11 protein-coding genes are annotated in these 19,438 nt (G+C 57.1%); 2 read left to right on the top strand and 9 right to left on the bottom strand.

Annotation, left to right across the window (positions count from 1 at the left end; all coding sequences use genetic code 11):
• Positions 1-240: 240 nt before the first annotated feature.
• The 4 genes from NHH03_RS21840 to NHH03_RS21825 all read right to left on the bottom strand — a co-directional run bounded on the left by NHH03_RS21840 (position 241) and on the right by NHH03_RS21825 (position 6,473).
• The gene (locus tag NHH03_RS21840) at positions 241-3,435 is read right to left on the bottom strand and encodes a hypothetical protein (RefSeq protein WP_253159643.1); all 3,195 of its coding nucleotides are present in this window, start codon (positions 3,433-3,435) and stop codon (positions 241-243) included.
• A complete protein-coding gene (locus tag NHH03_RS21835) occupies positions 3,411-3,935 on the bottom strand; it encodes a KdsC family phosphatase (RefSeq protein ID WP_253159641.1) in 525 nt (174 codons plus the stop codon). Before NHH03_RS21835 ends, NHH03_RS21840 begins: the two co-directional genes overlap by 25 nt.
• A 5-nt stretch (positions 3,936-3,940) precedes the next feature.
• Entirely contained in the window at positions 3,941-5,032 is a 1,092-nt protein-coding gene (locus NHH03_RS21830; RefSeq protein ID WP_253159639.1) for a KpsF/GutQ family sugar-phosphate isomerase, read from the bottom strand.
• Between the two features lie 199 nt (positions 5,033-5,231).
• A complete protein-coding gene (locus NHH03_RS21825; protein ID WP_253159637.1) occupies positions 5,232-6,473 on the bottom strand; it encodes an NAD(P)/FAD-dependent oxidoreductase in 1,242 nt (413 codons plus the stop codon).
• A 205-nt stretch (positions 6,474-6,678) separates the two neighbouring features.
• Here NHH03_RS21825 and NHH03_RS21820 point away from each other — a divergent pair, with 205 nt between their 5' ends.
• Entirely contained in the window at positions 6,679-9,168 is a 2,490-nt protein-coding gene (locus tag NHH03_RS21820; protein WP_253159635.1) for an efflux RND transporter permease subunit, read from the top strand.
• A gap of 179 nt (positions 9,169-9,347) precedes the next feature.
• Here NHH03_RS21820 and NHH03_RS21815 read toward each other — a convergent pair whose 3' ends face one another.
• Entirely contained in the window at positions 9,348-11,693 is a 2,346-nt protein-coding gene (locus tag NHH03_RS21815) for a YfbK domain-containing protein (protein WP_253159634.1), read from the bottom strand.
• An 87-nt stretch (positions 11,694-11,780) separates the two neighbouring features.
• On the bottom strand, positions 11,781-12,407 hold the full coding sequence (locus tag NHH03_RS21810; RefSeq protein WP_253159631.1) for an RNA polymerase sigma factor: 627 nt from the start codon (positions 12,405-12,407) through the stop codon (positions 11,781-11,783).
• Between the two features lie 324 nt (positions 12,408-12,731).
• Here NHH03_RS21810 and NHH03_RS21805 point away from each other — a divergent pair, with 324 nt between their 5' ends.
• Positions 12,732-13,892 (top strand): DegT/DnrJ/EryC1/StrS family aminotransferase, encoded by a 1,161-nt coding sequence (locus NHH03_RS21805; RefSeq protein WP_253159629.1) that lies wholly within the window; start codon positions 12,732-12,734, stop codon positions 13,890-13,892.
• Between the two features lie 329 nt (positions 13,893-14,221).
• Here the strand turns inward: NHH03_RS21805 and NHH03_RS21800 are convergent, their stop codons facing one another.
• From NHH03_RS21800 to NHH03_RS21790, 3 genes are read right to left on the bottom strand one after another with little or no spacing between them, the layout of a single operon-like run.
• Complete coding sequence (locus tag NHH03_RS21800; protein ID WP_253159627.1) at positions 14,222-16,150, bottom strand: IRE (iron responsive element); 1,929 nt, start codon at positions 16,148-16,150, stop codon at positions 14,222-14,224.
• On the bottom strand, positions 16,147-18,036 hold the full coding sequence (locus NHH03_RS21795; RefSeq protein ID WP_253159625.1) for an ABC transporter permease: 1,890 nt from the start codon (positions 18,034-18,036) through the stop codon (positions 16,147-16,149). The genes NHH03_RS21800 and NHH03_RS21795 overlap by 4 nt, the downstream gene beginning before the upstream one ends.
• Complete coding sequence (locus NHH03_RS21790) at positions 18,036-18,986, bottom strand: ABC transporter ATP-binding protein (protein WP_253159645.1); 951 nt, start codon at positions 18,984-18,986, stop codon at positions 18,036-18,038. Before NHH03_RS21790 ends, NHH03_RS21795 begins: the two co-directional genes overlap by 1 nt.
• Between the last annotated feature and the right edge of the window lie 452 nt (positions 18,987-19,438).

The following is a 19,438-nucleotide window of genomic DNA, read 5'->3' as shown; positions in this document are numbered from 1 at the left end:
GCGGGAGAGTACAGAGATCGAAGCGGCAAATCGCTGAGTCGTTTGAGTTGAAGAGGCTGTTTAGCGCAACTTCAAAACTCACGCTTCGGGTTACCATTTTCATGCTGATTTGCCTTCGAAGACTAGATCGATAGCTGTCACGCGTCGGGTTGAAAAAACCAAGTCCTCGCCCGCGAACGCTGGCTTCGAAACGTCTCAACGGCGAATCTGGATTGCAGCGAATGATCGTTGCAGATTGGATCAGCGTTGCGGCAGGCGGTCGATCTGGGCGTCTTCCATGATCATTTCTGTCTCGTAGGTCTTCAGATTGATTGCCAGTCGTGGCATCCGCATTTGGAAGCCCTGTTCGCCACTGGGAAGCGTTTGTTTGACCATCGCACTTCGTTGTGCGGAGCCTTCGATCAACAATCGAGATTGTTTGGAGACGTAGGAGGCGCGCGACGCGTTGCCTTGGATCAAGCCCCGCTCGGCAGTGTTGCTCCGCACAATCACTCCGTCTTGGGCGATCATTTCCCAAGGGGTGGGCATCCCCGGCAGACGCCGCAGATCATCGGGAACGCCGGGTGTGATTCCGAACTGAAGTCGCTGGCAATCCATCGTCATTTCACCGACCGCCAGACGCTGCATTTGGTCTACGTCCACGACTTCGTCCCAGGACTGAAGTTTACGAACGCCACTGCGGACGCCACCGGTGAACGCCAAGGTTTCGTTTTCCAAGTCGCCCTGCAATTCTTCCCGGAACGTCAGGTGCACTCCCTGCAGGACTTGGCGTCCGCGATTTTCCGTCACCGCGACATCGGCCGACAGAATCGAATTGCTTTGGTTTGTCAGCAACCAACCTCGATACCATCCGGGGCCAAGGCCACGAAATTGGCCGCCTGCGCCGGGGGTGAACTCCAGGCGGTTGGCTGTGATCAAGTGTCGTGCTTTGGGGGTTTGATCAACGGCAAGTTGTTCGGCGCGGACAGTGACTGGTTGTCGGTTCAATTGCACCAAATTGATTGTCGCGATTTCGGCGGCTGCCATCGTGGTTCGATCGAGCAGTTCAACCGGATGGGTCAGTGCAATCTCCATCGCGTCACCGGTCATCGTTGCCGTCCAGGGTTCGTCACCATTGATTAATTCGGTGTCGATTTGCACGCCGCCGGTGATCTCCGCATATTGACCATCGAATTGCATCTCACCACCCCAGCGGCAATGCGGTGCGCTGACCCATTCCAGTTTTGAGCCTCGGTCGGGCTGCTGCGTGACGTTGGAGCGTGACTTGGTCGGCAGCATCTCGGTCGGGATTTTGAGCTCTCCGGCCCCGCTGACCTGGACCACGTTTTCGTTTGGCCAAACCTTGATCATGGGTCCGACGAAAAACCCGTCACCCATTTTCAGTCGTGCCGGCGACTGGGGACCACTGCCGAGTTGTAAGTAGTTGCGCCCGGACGCCTGGGAAGCTGCAATGCCCTGCAGACGCAGCGAGTCGCCGTTCATTTCAACGGGCAAGACTTGCGTGCCGGATTCGACCTGGTGTTTGACGAACACGTTGCCATTGATGCTTAGATCTTTGGCCTCGATCCCGTGTGGTGTCAGCAACAGCAGGGCAGACACGAGATCGCCTGAGAGGGTCGGACGTGGACGTGCCACGGGAGTCCGCAGCTGATCGGTCGATTCCGGTTGACTGACCAGACCGGCCAGGATCCCTTTGGGTTTGGGACGTGATTGTCCCGGCGATCCGCTCATCAGGTTGGCCGACGGGGCGCGATTGGCCAGATCGGCGGCCTGTTCAAAATACAAACTGAGTTGATTCATATTGGCCAGGATCTGATTGGAATTGATCGAGACCGCGTTGCTGGCATGAAAGACTTCGGGGATCAACGTCAGCTTGGATTCCGTCTCGGGCTGGGGAGGTGAAATGGAATCGGAGGTCGATGCCAGATCATGGCCGGTCGGTTCATCCACATAGTGCGGTTTCAAAACGCCTTCGATCGATCCGGCTTGGATCACACCGCCATCGGCTAGGCGGGCTTCGACAGCGCCATCGATTCGCAGCCCCAACTTGCTTTGTTCCTGTTTTTGTTTGACCGCATCAACCGTCGCGCGGCTAAGTGGTTCTAGATTGAAACCTTCGGTCCATTGCAGGTGACGCAGGGCAAATGCGGGGTCATTGATCGTGACCAGGCCTGCGCCCATGGCATCAATGGTTCCGATTTCTTTGGGTGCATCGGGGTTGAACTGATAGGCCAGTCGTGCAAGGTGTGCCTGGACGTTGCCGCGACGAATCTGCACACCCTGTTGGCTAGCGCCCGGTGTACTCTCGTCGGTGTCGCTTTCGGCACGCAGCAATCCGCCGACGGCATCAAATTCGATGCTCTCGGCGGCCAGTTGCAAGTCATAGGTCGACAAATTGATCATCGCCGGTTTGCCGGTCGCGCGGACCCGATCGATCCAGTCCAGCGGACTGCGGCGGACGAGCGTTCGGTTGGCCGGATCGCGAAGCACCAGATCCAAGGTATCGCAATCAAACCGGTCGACGACTTGGTCTTCCACCGATCGGGACATCACAATCGATTCGCGTAGCGACAGACGGTCGAGTGCAAAGTCATACACCATGCCATTTTTGCAGCGGATCGAAACCACGCCGTGATCGGTCGGCTGATCAGCCGGCTGGGCGGTGGATCCGATCCGTCGCGGTTTGCGAGCATCCAAGGAATCTTGATTCAGCGGGATGCGCAGTTCTTCCAAGTAGACGAGGTCCATGCGATCCAGGATCGTTGCCGGCGTTTTCGCTTTGGTCGCCGACGCGGCGGACGAGGCCAGGTAGATCGTCATGTCACGTCCACGCAGTTCGGCATCACCGACCTGCATCGTGATCCTCTCGGTCGTCCAGACCTTTTGATTGTCGATCCGCACATTTTGTGTTTCGACCCTCATTTTCTCACTGGGCTTTTCCGCATTCACCCGTTCGATCACGACGTCGCCAATCATGCGGCCCATTTTGATCGGCGGGGCATTGCCACCGATCATGTCCAGCGACTGCGCGAACTGAATTTCTGCGCCCTCGGGCGCGGTCAAGACGATCGGTGCATCGGCGTCGTCGTCGGACAGTCCGCGGCCGATGACGATCGTCAGCGGTTCCAGACGCCAACGGTCTTCGGAGATCTGGCGCAGTTCCTTGCACAGCAGGGCACCGTTGCTGGTCAGCAATCGTTTGCAATCACCGCGCTGCCAGGCATCGGCCGGAAACAGATCAGCCAATCCCTGTTTCAGCTCTGGTTTTTCAGTCGGCGGTCGCGGGGCGACGATCGTCACCTTGGGGACCTTCAACAACTGTGACGCGGCGACACGGTACGCGCCAGCGCAGAGCGTCATCACGCACAGAGCGGTCAAATAGTTGCGACGGTTGCGACTGATCTTCAAAGTTAAATCCCAGCTGGATTCCAGCAATCCTTGGCTCGTAGCAGACGTTCCACGACTTCGCGGACGGCACCCTGACCACCGCGCTGGTGCAGGACCCAGTGAGCCGCTTCGCGGGCATCCGTCGCTGCATCGGCTGGCGCTACGGCCAATCCCGCTTGCTGCATCACACAAATGTCCGGCAGGTCGTCGCCGACATAACAAACTTGTGACAGGTCACAATCGATTTGAGTCAAAATTTGTTGGGCGCGTTGCAGCTTGTTTCCGCTGCCTTGCGAAACATGCTGGATTCCTAATTCGCCCGCGCGGCGATCCACCATCGGACTGTTGCGGGCGGTGATAATCGCGAACTCAAATCCGGCTTGCATCCACAGTTTGATCCCCAGCCCGTCGCGGACATGGAACTGCTTGCTTTCCACACCAGCCGAATCGTAGATGATGCGGCCATCGGTCATCACACCGTCCACATCCGACAGGATGCAGCGAATGGGTTGCGCCAGGGCGCTATCGGATCGAAGCTGGACGGGCATAGGGTCTAAGATGAAATCGGGATGGTGGGACGATCCGGGCGGTCTGTCTCTGGTGGGGTGACCTCGCCAAGGGCGATCAGGTCGGTGATGTCGATCATGCCAACCGGTTTGCCGTTTTGATCGACGACCGGCAGTTCGCTGATCCGCAGACGACTGAGCAGCGCGATCGCTTCGGTCAACAGCGTGTCGCTGGTCACACGATGGGGTTCGCGGGTCATCTTTGATTGGATGATCGAATCAAATGCATCTTCGCAGCGGGATTCCAACAGCCGCGCCAAATCGCTGTCGGTGAAGATGCCGGTCAACGAGCCGTCGTCGTCGATCAACATCACCGCACCGCTGCGACGGCCGGATATGGAGCTGGATACCATGCAGTCGCGAATCGTCAGCGACTGTGGGGAAATCCGGCAGGATGCGATCGGACGCATCAGTTGGCCGACGGTTGACAGCTTTCGGCCCAGAGCACCGCCGGGATGAAACTGGGCAAAATCACGCGGAGTGAATTGGCGGATTTGGCTAGCCAACAATGCCACCGCGTCGCCGACGGCCATCATCACCGAAGTGCTGCTGGTGGGTGCCAAACCGTGCGGGCAGGCTTCCGGGTGACGCCCAAACACCACGTTGCAGTCCGCCGCCTCGGCCAACGGGTTGTCTTCGTCGGCGGTGAAAGACACCAGTCCCGAACCCTGGCTGGCCAGTTGCGCGGCGATTTGTGTGACTTCTGCGCTGCGACCGGAATTGGACAGTGCCCAAACCAAATCATCGTGTTTGACTCGGCCAAAATCACCGTGGATCGCTTCGGTGGGGTGCAGAAAATGGGCGGGCGTTCCTGTGCTGGCCAGTGTGGCGACCAGTTTCTGGCCGACCAATCCGGCCTTTCCGACGCCGGTCACGACCACACTGCCGCTGCAGGCCGCGGAGAGCTCGGCCGCGCGGACAGCCGAGGGGCCAATCACCTGCGACGCTCGCTGCAGCGCGGCGGCTTCGGTCGCAACCGTCTGGCGAATCAAACGAAGCCGCTCGAGCAGCGTTTCAGGCAAACCGGAACCCGCCTCGTGGGGAGGTTGGTTCGGGGGCAGGGGTAATGCGGCAGACACGGGGATCCTTCCAAGCCGAGTTTGAGATGACCGGTTCTCCATCAACCGGGCTGCCGCAACACCAAAACGAGAGGCACCGGGGCGGCCGCCGGCAATCCTAGTCAACGCCAGCTTGGCAGCGAAAGGTCAGCCCGGTTGCCAATCGCGGGGTCAGCCGACTCCGCTGGGCGTGATAGCAAATCGAGAAACGCGGTCTGTTTCAGTTCGCCATCGCCAATTTGGCTTTCTCGATCGATCGTTCCATGTCCTTAAACAGTTGCTCGGAATCTTGTTCAAAGATGCGTCCGATCAACAGGTTTGTAACATTGCTTCGATGTTCGGGGTGCTCTTTCATAAACCGGCCGATGCTGAATTCCTTGGTGTAGAACGCGTCGACTAGTTTTCGCAACCATTTTGCGCCCTGCTTGAATTCGTCGACCCAACTGCCCAGACGCTGCGCCGACAAATCGTTTGCTTGGAATCCAGCGAGCACCGCCTCGCCGGCACGAACCCCCATATCGAGGGCAAAGTAGACGCCGGACGAATAGACGGGATCAATAAAACCGAACGCGTCGCCGACCAGCACCCAGCCGTCACCGGCATGTTGGGAGGTGGTGTAGGAAAACTCTTTGGCGGTCCGAATCTCGCCCAATCGGGTCGCATTTTCCAATCGCGTGATCAATCCGGGGCACTTGGCCAGTTCTTCCATGAAAATTTGTTCGGGGGTTCCACGGCCTTTCAACAGGTAAGCGGTGTCACCGACACAGCCGATGCTGGAGATACCACGCGATTGCGGGATGAACCAAAACCAGGAATCTTTGGTTTCGGTTTGCAGGATAATCGTAGCGCCTTCGTTATCCCCTTCGCCGCGGACGGCGTCGCGATAGTAGCCCCAGATGGCCGCCTTTTTCAGATGGGGGTCGACTCGGACCAATCCCAGTTTATTGGCCAGAAAGGATTGCTGGCCGGTCGCATCGATCACCACTTTGCATTGAATTTGGTGTGACTGGCCCTCAGCATCTTTTACGGTGACGCCGGTGGTGCGGCCCGCGTCATCAAACAACACATCGGTCAATCGAGTTTGGTCGTAGCAATCCGCCCCCAATTCAGCTGCCCGATCGTACAACATTTTGTCGAATTCGCTGCGTTCGACTTGCCAGGTATCACTGCAATCGCGCGGATCGTGTTGGCGGAAAAAGAAGGGTGCGGATTCGTTGCCGCGATGCGTCACAAATTGAACGCTTTTTTTGACCTGCCAACCGGCTGACAAAACACGCTCGGTCAGCCCCAATCGGTGCAACGGCCAATACGATTCGGGCATCAGCGATTCGCCGACATGGAACCGCGGGATGCGTTCACGTTCGATCAACAACGTGTCCAAGCCACCTTCGGCAGTGATCGACGCTGCACTACCACCGGCCGGTCCGGCACCAATCACAACGCAATCGTATGCAGACTTCATTTTCATCGCGGGTCAAAATCGTCATCAATTAGGGGGGGACTGCTAGGAACAACCGCTGCAGTTTAGCAAACCGAACAGTGTAGGGCCTGGTCAGATGGGATCTGGATTCATCGCGTCCTGCCGTAGGAGACCTCGGTCGGCTATAAAGCAATGCAGCAGAAGCTTGCTGGTCCAACCGATTCCGCGTTCGAGGGAGATGTAACGCGTGGGGGAAGATTCGAAACTCCGTCAACGCTACCTGCGTCGAATGACCGCTGGCGCGATCCTGCTGGCAGTGCTGGCGATTCCCGCCATCGTCCATTCCAACGCCGCGATCCACAGTCTGCTGAATCGACCGATCGATTGGGTTCCAGACACGCTTTCCGAAAAAGCTGCGTTCAATGAACTGTGTCGCCGGTTTGTGGTTTCTGATGCGCTGCTGATTTCCTGGCCCGGTGCGACCTTGGAATCGGAAGGCCTGCGCGAAGTGACGCGTGCATTCGATGCGCTGTCCAGCCACTTGGGCAGCGATCCGGCACAGCCGCCGACGTCTGCTGCGCCGGCGTCGGATTCGCCACAGACCGATGCGGTGTTGCCGGGTGCAGCATGGGTGGATGCGATTGCGGACGTCTGTGAAAGCCGCACTCCGTTTTTGGAGGTTCAATCCGGGGCATCGGTGGTCGACAAGATGACCGCATCGCCATCGTCGTTGTCCCGCCGCAGCGCGATTGCCCGATTAAAGGGTTTTTTGGTCGGCCCCGATGGTGATCAAACCTGTTTGGTGATCACGCTTGATGAACCGGCCCATGCCCATCGTCGTGCCGTGCTGCCGTTGATGCGTGAATTGATTGCCGAGGTTGCCGAGGTCGAAAACAGTCAAATTGCGATCGTCGGCGGACCACGTGACGGTGCCGATGTGGATACCGAGAGTATTCGCAGCATCAATGTTTTCGCGCCGCCGTCGGCTGTGATTGCAGCGTTGATCTGTTTTATCTGTTTGCGTTCGCTGCCGCTAACAATTGCCATCACGGCAATCGCGGTGATCGGCGAAGGGATGGTGCTGGCGCTGGTGTATTACACCGGCACCCCGATGAACGCGGTGTTGATTGTGTTGCCACCGTTGGTCTTTGTGCTCACGATTTCGGCCGGAATCCACCTTAGCAATTACTTTCTTGATGCCTCGCATGAGTTTCCGGAACTGACCGCCAGCCAAGCGGCTAAACGTGCGATTCGAGCTGGGATCGTGCCCTGTTTTTTGGCAACCGGCACCACCGTTGTTGGTCTGGGGTCATTGATGCTGGTCCGTATCGAGCCAATTCGTGTGTTCGGGTTCGTGGCCTCGGTGGGCGTGTTGTCAACGTTGTTGTTGTTGCTGTTGGTGTTGCCCGGTGCGATGATTTTGGGGCGTGAGTGGAAGGAAAAAAAACTTCGTCAGAAGGGACCGGCCCCTCACCAACCGGAAGCCCTGACACCGGCTGCGGAACGACGCCGCAGTAAAATCTACAGCATCGTGCGGATGCGACTTTCGCGGCCTTGGCCGACGCTGATCATTTTCTTTTTGTTCGCCGGCGGATTGGCGTCGGGCCTCGGATCGTTGAAAACGTCGGTGAATCTGTTGCGGATGTTTCAACCGGACAGTGCCATTCGCCAAGAGTACGCCTGGTTTGAAGAACACGTCGGAGCGACATCCACTGCTGAGTTGCTGGTTGAATTCCCGCCACTTGGCGAACAAGATTCACCGCTGGATCGATTTGCCGTCGTCCGCGCGGCTCATGTTGCCGCAATGCAAAGCGATCCTGTCGGTGGTGCCGTGTCGGCGGTCAGTTTTACGCGGACGATTCCAAGCGGAAAATCATGGCGGGATAGTTCGACTCGCGCTGCGATTGCGGAAATGATTCGCGACGACGAAAGTGGTCTAGGAGATCTCGGTTTAATCTCACGCGATGCCGAATCAGAAGTGTGGCGTATCACGTTGCGATTGTGGGATCCTGACAGCGTCGATTACTCCGTGACATTGGCCGCGATCGAAGCCACCGCGCGGGAAGTGGTTCAACAAGAGGCCGGCAAACATGATTTGTCGGCAGACGTTGTGCTGACCGGTCCAGCGGTTGTGGTGCACGAAGCCCAAAAAGTATTGCTGGGGGATTTGTTCCGGAGTTTTTTAACGGCGTTTGCTGTCGTCGCGGTGGTGATGGTGTTTGTTTTAAAAAGTCTGCGTGGCGGGTTGGTGGCAATGATCCCAAACCTGTTCCCCACCGTGGCTCTGTTTGGTTGGATGGGGTTGCGTGGAACGCCGCTGGATATCGGATCGGTGATGTCGGCCAGTGTGGCGTTGGGGATCGCCGTTGACGACACGGTGCATTTGCTGTCTCGATTCGGTTCGCGTCGGGCCCAAGGCCTGGGGCAAATCCGCGCCGCCCATGGGGCATTGTCACAATGTGGTTGGGCGATGCTACAGACAACCATGGTATGCGGACTGTCGCTGATGGTTTACTGGTTCAGTGATTTTGTTCCGACCAGCCAATTTGCATTGCTGATGTTCGGGCTGCTGTTGGCGGCATTGCTGGGCGACGTTTTCTTGTTGCCCTCACTGATGGCCAGCCGACTCGGCCGATCGCTGGCACACACCGTCGGTTCAGATCCCAAAGCCCGTTTAGAAAACGATGATCGCCTGACACCGGTGGACGCCCGCCGTGTGCCGGTAAAATCATCCTAGCTGCGCCCTCCACAAACGTCAGTCGCTGCGCTGGTGTGGAGGATTTATCCGACCGGCATTGCGTTTTTAGTGGCTATTTTATCACAACCCGACGCGTTAGCGAGGGATTTAGGGTGCTAGCGGGATCTCTCGCTGACACGTCGGGTTACCAAAAACCAATCTCCCTTCTCGGTGTGTGTTCAACGTCCGTCGCTTAGGCGGATCGCTTGTTGAACAAGCTGGACGAACTCGCCTCGCAACTCAAATTCATCGCTACCAAGATTCGCTGCAGCCACTTCCGCAACGGTCGGCAGTGTCCAGTCACCGGCAAACTGACTGTGGCGTAGTTGCATGCCAAAGGAAGCCACGGCGGCAGCAAATTTGAAGTTGTCGTCTGCATTTTCAAACGCTTGCTCGTCGTCTCTGGCGGTGAACTCGACCAACGTGCTGGTGTCGCCGTCGGGTTGTTTGTATCGCAATTTGAGGGTCAGTGTGTCATCTCCCGCTGCCGCCTCGGACAGCTGAAGTTCACTCTGGTACTTCAGTGGGTCGACCGACGATTTCGCCTGACCACTGCCATCGCCGGGCACCAGTTCATACAGCGCCGTGACTTGGTGGCCGGCACCGATCTCACCCGCGTCTTTTTTGTCATCATTGAAGTCCTCTTTGGCCAGTACGCGGTTTTCGTATCCGATCAACCGGTACTGGGATACCAAACGGGGATTGAACTCCAACTGAAACTTGACGTCTTTGGCGATCGTCACCAATGTCGCATCGGTTTGTCGCACCAGGACTTTACGAGCTTCGTTGGCGGTATCAATAAACGCATAGTTGCCGTTTCCTTTGCCGCTGATCTGTTCCATCATGGCGTCGTTGTGGTTGTCCATGCCGAACCCCAGTGCGGTCAGAAAAATACCGCCGGACGCTTCTTCGGTGACCAAATCAACCAACGGATTGGTGCCGCTGATGCCGACGTTAAAATCACCATCGGTACACAGGATCACGCGGTTGACGCCGTCTTTGATGAAATGGTCCCGTGCGGTTGCGTAGGCCAGTTGGATGCCGGCGCCGCCGTTGGTGCTGCCACCGGCTGACAATTGTGCCAAAGCCTTTTTGATTTTCTTGTGTTTGTTCGCCGGTGTGCTGTCGAGCACCAGCCCTGCCGAACCGGCGTAGACGACGATTGCAACGCGATCGTTTTCGCCCAGTTGCTTGGTCAGCATTGTCATGCCTTCGATCACCAACGGCAATTTGCTGGGCGAATTCATCGAACCACTGGTGTCCAGCAGAAACACCAGATTGCATGGCGGTCGCTGCTGGCGTGTGATTGTCTTGCCCTGAATCGCGACTCGCGCCAATCGATGCTCCGTGTTCCAAGGGCAGCTCGTGATGGTCACATTTGCGGCAAACGGATGCTTCGCGTCAGCCGCCGGGGCAGCGTAGTCGTATTGAAAGTAGTTGACCAATTCTTCGATCCGCACTGCGTCGGGGACCGGCAGGCCGCCGCCCAGCAGCGTTCGCCGAACTTTGCTGTAACTGGCTGTGTCGACATCGATCGAAAAGGTGCTGAGCGGATGCTCGCTGACCGCCTGAAACTCATTCTCGACGATCGTTTCGTAGCGGCTTTGGTCCAGCGATAGCGTGCTGAAATTGTTCAAGCCTTGGGAGAGATTCCTGTAGTAGTACTCGGTGGGCTGTTTCGCTTCGGTCACGAAACCGGCGGACAGTTTTTTGCTTAAGATCGGCCTGCCAGGTTTTCCGGCGATCGTGCCGAGCTCGCGGTTTTTTTGGGCCAATTGTTTGGATGCCGGTCGTGTAAGTTCTTCGACCATGAGACCTTCAAAAGCAAATTGTTCCTCTGCTGCTTCATGCAGCTGGACGGATTTTTCTGAACCACTCCCGGGGGCAATCGCTGGCGAAAACGGTTTATTTTCGGCATGCAATGGGGCCTGAAGGCCCTCGGTAAAATCGACGGAATCACTGAGAACGTTCAGCGCGGGGCCGTTCAACGATTCGAGCTTGCTGTTGTCCGACGCAGTCTGTCGCCCGGCGGGGTTCTCGATCAGTGCGGTCGATTCGTCGACCGATGCAGCCGGATTAGACTGCGGCAAGGCGGGTTGAATTCGGGCGACAGAGCGTGATTTATTTAACGCGGGAGCGATGCCACAGGCCAATAGAATCGTTGCCGCAGCGGCCAACAGCCAAGGCGTCAACCGCCGCGGTTTGGCGGTGTTTCCGGCGGTTGAAACAGGGGTGGTCGCAGCAACAGACGCTCCCGGCGACTGATTCGACGTTTGCATGATCTGCTGCCGCCGCTGGTCCTCCAGTGCGTTGGGCGTTTCACCGGCGAACAGTTCTTGCAATTGTTCGGTGACTTGTTGGGCCTGTGTGACCGCATCTCGAAGTGACGGATTGGACTGCAATTCCGCTTCGAATGACGCGCGTTGGTCATCGGCAAGTTCTTGCATGACGTAGGCGGTGACGCGTGGATCATCCCAGGCGGACGAATCGGAGCGATGATTGGTTGATCGGTTTGAATCGGACATCAAAGTTGCCTCTCGGCGAACGAACGGGACGAAATGGAGCGACAGGGAATCGAACAGCAGCCCAGTGTGGGCAGCCGGAAGACGACGTCAGATGGTTGCCACGCCGTCTTTCAAACAGCGGACCGCGGCGTGCAGATGGAAGCCAACGTTGCTGACCGTCAGCCCCGTGACATCTGCGATTTCGCGATAGCTGAGCCCGGCTTGCATCCGCAGACGCAAGACTTCCTGTTGCCGCGGTGAAAGCTGATCCAAGAGCGCGGCCAACCGGCTGTGCCGCTGTTGACTCTGCTCGGCTGCGATCGCCGCAGTGGTGGCATCGGGGTGCGGGTCGGCCACCGAAATTTCGGCGGCGTCGACCGGATGAGAATGGCGTGTGCGTTGCATATCAATCACTCGACTACGGCAGACGGCGAACAACCACGGCTGAATCCGAGCGATGATCTTGCTTCGATCTTCGCGGCACAGCCGTAAAAACGTTTCTTGCACCGCATCCTGAGCCGCTGGCCAATCCCCGTTTAACATGCGACAGGCATATGCCAGTAGTTGTCGCTCGTAGCGGCTGATCAACAAACCGATTTCGTCGCTGGACCAATGCGGCGGGGATTTCGCCGCTGGGCCGGCTGGTTTTCCCGTCGAATCGTCCGTCTGTACCCCAGCGACCTCGCCCACATGTGGCGGATCGTCCTGGGCGTGCTGGGCGACGTGATCTGGCATGGTGTGATCAGAGCAGAATCGTTTCGCGTCCGGTGTGGCGGAAAACGCGTTTTTTCAGGGCAGAACAGTTTTTTTTCAGGGCGGTACAGTTGAAAACACGAGCGATCTGGCAAATTGTTAGGCGGCATGGCTTGTGATTTCCCAAGTTTTCTCAGCCGGCATTTCTATTGACCCGATCGAGGCTGGCCGGGTATGACAATCGGCGGAGTTTCCCGCTCAAAAAAACAACGATCGCGATGCCGACGGGTCGAACCGGATCACCTCGCCGACCACGCTCGTTCTCCCGCGTTTTATCGAGAAAACACGACCAAGGAAGGTTCGAATATGTCTGGCCCTGCCCCCCGCGTCCCCCTATTGGACGTCAATCGCGACAACCAACCCCTGCGCGATGAATTTGTTGAAGCCCTGACCGCAGTCGTCGATAGCGGCCGTTTTTTGTTCGGCCCCGACGTCACCGAGCTGGAAAATGAGATCGCCAGCTACTGCCAAGTCGAAAATGCCGTCGGCTGTGCATCCGGAAGCGATGCGCTGCTATTGGCTTTGATGGCATTGGATTTGCAACCGGGCGATGAGGTCATCGTCCCCAGCTTCACATTCTTTGCCTCGGTCAGCTGCATCACGCGGTTGGGGGCCACCCCCATTTTTGCAGATATCTGCCCCGACACGTTCAATATCGATCCGGAGTGCATCGCGGCTGCGATCACACCGAACACCAAAGCCATCATCCCGGTGCACTTGTTTGGTCAATGTGCTCAGATCGACCGTATCTGCCAGATCGCCAATCAGCATGACATTGCGGTGATCGAAGACGCCGCCCAAGCCATCGGAGCGGCCTATCATTCGCGGCCGGCCGGCAGCTGGGGAGCAGCCGGTTGTTTCAGTTTTTACCCGACCAAAAATCTGGGTGCGATGGGCGATGCCGGGATGTTGACCAGCCGCGATGCTGCGATGGCAGACCGCATGCGACTGATTGCCGGGCACGGCATGCGACCGCGTTACTATCACCAAGTGGTTGGAATCAACAGCCGCATCGATACCTTTCAAGCCGCAGTGCTGCGTGTGAAACTTCGTCATTTGGACGATGCGATCACAGCCCGCACGACAATCGCCAACCGTTACATGAATCTGTTGGAAGAGGCCGGATTGGTCGGCCCGGATCAAATCGTCCTGCCGACTCAAGATCCCAATGCGTTCCACGTCTGGAACCAGTTTGGAATTCGCATTGGCGAAGGTCGTCGTGATGCGATGCGTGAGTTCATGGGCGAGCGCGGCGTCGGCAGCGAAATCTACTATCCGGTGCCGATGCACAAACAACAGTGCTACGAATATCTGAAGATCGACGGATCTACACTGCCGGAAACCGAACGAGCAAGCCAAGAGATCTTGAACCTGCCGATCTTCCCGACGTTGACGGAAACGGAGCAGCGGCAAGTCGTCGATACGATCTCCAGCTACTATCAATCAGGCGCCCGAGTCGCCGCCTAGTAGGGGACATCCGCCAGCCACCGCCCAAGTTCACGCTTCAGCGTGTCAGGGCCCCAGGTAACACGGCAGCTTCGCAGCTGCCGCGCAACAAGCATCCGACCGCAGGTAAGAGCCTGCTAATCAGTCGGATAAATCCTCCACACCAACAAACCACGATCCCGCAGTCACAGTTGGAGTTCACACTTTAGCGTGTCAGGGCCACTTCCCCCAGGCAACACGCCAGCTTCGCAGCTGCCGCGCAACAAGCATCCGACCGCAGGTGAGAGCCTGCTGACCGGTCGGATAAATCCTCCACACCAACGAACCACGATCGCCGAGTCACACGCGAATCACTCAGCGGTCTCTTCGCTGGCTTCTGTCTCGGCTTCATCGGATTCGGCTGGCGATTCAGCATCATCTGGCTCTGCGTCCGTTCCCGGCTCTACTGAAGGCTCTTCCTCTGCTGAAGGCTCCTCCTTCTCCGCGGGCTTCTCTTCCGCTGCCGTCTCCGTTTCCTTCATTTCCGGCTCGCCCTCTTTCGCGTCGGCATCGGCATCCGCCGTGGGCTCCGCTGAGGCCGGTTCTGCGGGCTTGTCGGCCGGTTCCTCAGCTTTCATTTGCTCGGCTTTGGCTGCCTTGGCGGCTTCAGCTTCGCGCTGACGTTCCTCTTCTTCCAGTTCCTGCTGGCGTTTGACTGCCAATTCGGCTTGCTGTTCACGAACTTGCTCGTACAGCAGGGCGTCGTTGATCCCGTCGCCTTGGTTCATCAATTCAGCAAACGTTTTCAGCGGGAAATCTTCCGGCAGATCTTGAGAGTCGATGGCGATCATGTAGCGACGAATCGAAGCGAACAAGTCTTCGGCGGTGTCGTCGATGGTCAAGATCGGATAGTCATCAAAGATCTCGGCCCAAATCGCAAAGGCTTCGTCGTACAACTCGATCGCACGATCCAATTCGGCATCTGCATTGGCTTTTTCAGCTTCAAAGATCAATCGCCGCGCTTTAACGGTTCGTTCTTCCTGTTCGGCCAGTGCCAAGCTTTCCCAATAGACGTAGTTGATTTGATTGCGATAGCCGTTCGTTTTTTGGATGCGGTCTTCCAGGTCCTTGATCTCGCTCAACAACTCGGCGGCGGCAAACTGTTTTTCCGCAGGCAATCGCAACACGATTTCAGCGAAACTCGGTGTCACCGACGCGAGGATGTGTGGCAGAGCTCGCTTACCGGCTTCGGTACGTTCTTCCGGCTTGCGCTCCAAGACTTTTCGTGTGTCCGGCGGCAGCGCGTCGATCTTCGCCTGGCGATCGTCTTCATAGATCTTTCCGGCAAGGATGCGAAAGGCTTCGGCTTTTTCGGCACGCTGTTGGACCAAGTCGCTGATCGCGCCCAGCTTGATCGTGAACGGCGATGTGGTGGGAATACTGCGCCGTCCGAAGCGATCCCATTCCTCCGACGCGCGGGTCCAGGCGCGTTCAGCGTTCTGATCCAAGATGCCTTCTTGTTCGATTGCTTCGGCGTGCTTGAACGTCCATTTGGGACCGGTTTCGTAGAAGTTCAACGGCGTTTGACGTCGAATTTTGACACCAGCATCCACGATGTCGTAGCCATGGTTCAGCCACAGGCGACCGACCAACCAGTTGTCAGGCTTGCCCAACGGACCGAGCGCTTCATTGCTGTCGACTTCGATGCCTTCTTCGGCCAACGATTCGTGCAACACGCTGTCGTCAGCAAAGAGACGTCGAAATTGACGTTTTTCGTCCGACATCCCGATCTTTTGGCCATAGAACCAACCGGTGTACCAGATCAATCGCGGAGCTTTACGGTTTTGACGCACACCTCGCGTCAAAAACTCCGTGCCTTCGCGCACCATTTCATAGCGTTGGCGATAGTCGTCGAATTCGATTGAGACGTTGTAGGCCAAGTTGTGCGCTTGGTGTTCCCAGACTTTGTCGTAGTGTGGTTGCAGCAATGCGATGTTATTGAGCGAGGCTTTCAGACGATCCCACTCGTGGGTCACACGGTACTTGTGAGCTTTCTCCCAAAGCAGCGTCGCGGCCACACCACGCAATCCCAACGAAGCCAGTTTCATGGTTTCACTGGCCGGGCTGATTTCCCCCAAGTCACTCTCGGAGATCTCGAAATCATCACGCATCATCGCCAACTGGCCACCGGAATTCGGTGTGCCGTCGGAAGGTTGCCCCAGCAAATAAAGTGGGACCAAGGTCGCCACCAGGATCACCAAGTAAATGATCTTGCGACGAAAAGCAGTCGACTGGTTCATGCCGCGATCTCGCGAGATTTCAAGAAGAAGTAACTGATAAGGAAGGCCAGGATGCAATAGCCGAGCGTGGCGACACAGTGTCGCGCCAGCACGGCGCCAAAAATATCGATTCCACTGGCGGCGTATTCCGCTGTGGCCATCATCCGCGGCAGGTTCGGCAGCGCGGTGGCAACGGCATCCATGGTGTAAACGATCATCGCGTCAGCGCTTTTGATCAGCGTGTTGGCGACGCCTTCGACGTCCAATTGCGTCGTCATTGCGTCTTGCTTGACAAGCCGAACCAACGATTCGATCGGACCGCCGCCGCGAGAAACGTTGGTGTCGATGAAGTGTCGCGTGTCGTAAATGCTTTCTGCCGAGAAACCCATCAACACACAAACGGCGGTCGCCACCATCGCGACCGGGCCGCTAAGGAAGGTGCTGAACATCACGCCAAAGGCGATGATCATCGTCATTTGCAGCCACAGCGAGATGTAGGCTTTGGTCAAATTCCATTCGAAACTTGATTCGGCCGGTCGCAGATACAAACCGCTTTTGGTGACACCCAGGTATTGGCTGCGGTCCAAACAACGCAGCAGGATTTGCATCTGGCTGTCATCGTTGACCAAGTCATCGTAAACGTTTAGCAATCGCGTTTCGCCGTTGGCATCGGTGCCTTCGATCTCCAGCGGCAGTGTCCGTTCATCGATTTGGTATTCATTGACAACAAACGCGATCGGATTGGATTCCGCCCCGGTGTCGGGGTTTTTCATCGTCAACGATCCGCGAATGCCGGATTCAATGTCGCCTTTGTAGGATCGATAGGCGCGAACCGACAAGTCGATTGGAATGCCGTCGGGGTAACGCTTCGGGGTGACGTTGCTGAATGTGAACTCAGCCATCCCCAGCGTGCCACCTTCGACATAGCTGTGTTCCAATTTACGCGTGCCACCGGTCACACCAATCAATCGTGAAATGCCGGCATTGCCATAGCCACCGGCCAGTCGTTCGGCACCGACATCGATGCCTTCCTCTTTGGCTTCACCGCTGCGGTCATAGAACTGGATTTCACCATACGACGGAATCCGGGCGCGCAACTGGCCGACCGGATCGCCGATCGTGAATTTGTCACCGTCGCGGGTAACGACGTGTCGGTGTCCACGGACGATCGCGGTCAAACCTTGCGTTTCACCGTCTTCGATCGTGAACTCGTGCGAGTGATTGCGGACGCGATCGGTTTCGCCCACGATCTGGCCGTTGACCTGTTCGGCCTCGACCGCTTCCAAGTGGGTATGGTCGAGCCCACGTTTGACAAAGATGTAACTGGCCAACCCCATCGGGACCAACATCACGGTGCCGACGGCGACAAACCCCAGCATTCGGCCGAGCACGATTTCGCTGGCCCGCACAGGTTTGGTGACGATCGTATAAATCGTGCGGTTTTCGATGTCCTGAGGCAACGAGAACGCGCTGATGAACAACGCCAAAGCCAACACCAGATAGTTCGTTGCGGTCAGTACAAAACTGATATACAACCGCGCCGGGTCATCGCTGTCGGGGTTCAAAAACCAACCGGCCAGCAACAGAATGACCACAAACAGGCCGATCACGAACAGGATCCGTCTGCGAATGGCTTCTTTGAACGCCAAATGCGCCAGCGCCATGATCCGCCGCGGGCTGGTGCCGGGCAAATCGACGGTCAGGAAATCGCGGATCGAGCGTGCGACCGCATAGAACCCTTCGCCGGGACCGTAGTGGGCGGCCGAGATGACGTAGGCGACTAACAGTCCGAGCAGGATCGCCAGTAGGACCAACACGATGCCCTGCAGCAGAGCGCTTTCCAGGAACGCTCCCGGGCGAAGCAGCCACTGGGAGAATGTCCAGAAATCATCAGGTTGCAAGTTCATTACTTATTGCTCCCCGACTGAGATTCCGACGGCGATTCTGGCTGAGATTCCGACTGGGATTCGTCGACAACCGATTCATCCTGTGGCGTTGCAGAAACGCGGCGGGCACCCGGGCGGGCTTCACTTTCACGAACGATGTTCAGGAACAGTTCTTCCATCGTCGCGGTTGGATTGTCGATCGATTGCAATTGACCGCCGTGGCGGGCAATGACGTCGACGATTTCCTGTTTGGCGGCGTCGCTCAACTGACTGGCGTGAACTTCGGTGATGTCTTTGACCTTCAACAGGTCCGTGACGCGGCCGAGTTCTTTCAATTCGCCTTGATGCAAAATCGCCACCCGGTCGCAAACGTCTTGCACGTCGCCCAGTTGGTGGCTGCACAACAGAACCGTTTTGCCTTGGTCCCGCAGTGCCAAAATCAAATCTTTCATCTCGCGAATACCGATCGGATCCAAACCGGTGGTCGGTTCGTCCAACAGAATCAGGTCCGGATCGTTGATCAACGCTTGGGCCAATCCCACCCGGCGTCGCATCCCTTTACTGTATTCACGTAGTTGGCGGTGGCGGGCGCCCTGCAGCCCGACCAGGCTGAGCAATTCCTCGATTCGCTGTTTGCGTTGCCGCCCCGACATGTCAAACAGCCGACCGTAGAAATCCAGCGTCTCTTCGGCGTTGAGGAACTGGTACAGGTAGGATTCTTCGGGCAAATACCCGATCAGCTCGTTCTTTTTGGTTTCCGTGGCGTCCTTGTCGAACACCAGCACGCGTCCACTGGTTGGGAACAGCAGGCCCAGAATCAATTTGATCGTGGTCGATTTGCCACTGCCGTTGGGACCGAGCAGCCCGAAAATTTCACCCTTGCGAACTTCAATGTCCAAGGATTTCAGGGCGTGAACTTTTTTTCGTCCCCAGAAATCTTTGTAAATTTTGCTCAGGTTACGCGTTTCGATGACGACGTCGCTGGACGAACCACCGGAGCGGGACGTGCCACCGGCGGTTGGTGCGGTATTGACGTTTTCACCCGCAGCATCGTTGCTGCGGGGCGTACCTTCGACCGAGTCGGTGACGGTGGTTGAATCGTTATCCACGAACAAGGATTTCCGTAGAAAAGGTCAAAAATGAGGGCGAGTTCGATTCCGGCCGAACCGGACCGGACACCGAAAGTGCCAGGTGAGCTGAGGCCAGAAAACCGAGGGATGGTTACGCTACGCTTGGCAATCGCCGGCGGTTCGATGATTTTCCGACGATGCACCCAGCTGGCGAATGTTTTTCACGACAAGGTGGGTTTCGTCGAGCCCTGATTCTGGTCCGGTGGCGGGCTTTTGCCTACCAGGTCTCGTTGCCAAGTTCTGGTCCGAGCGGCCACAATGTGCCTGGAAGTGAGCGCGGATGATTCATCACA

The organism is Stieleria tagensis, from assembly GCF_024129865.1.
Classification (GTDB): Bacteria; Planctomycetota; Planctomycetia; order Pirellulales; family Pirellulaceae; genus Stieleria; species Stieleria tagensis.
Note: the sequence above shows the minus strand (reverse complement) of the source record. Positions and strands in the feature narration are given on the sequence as shown.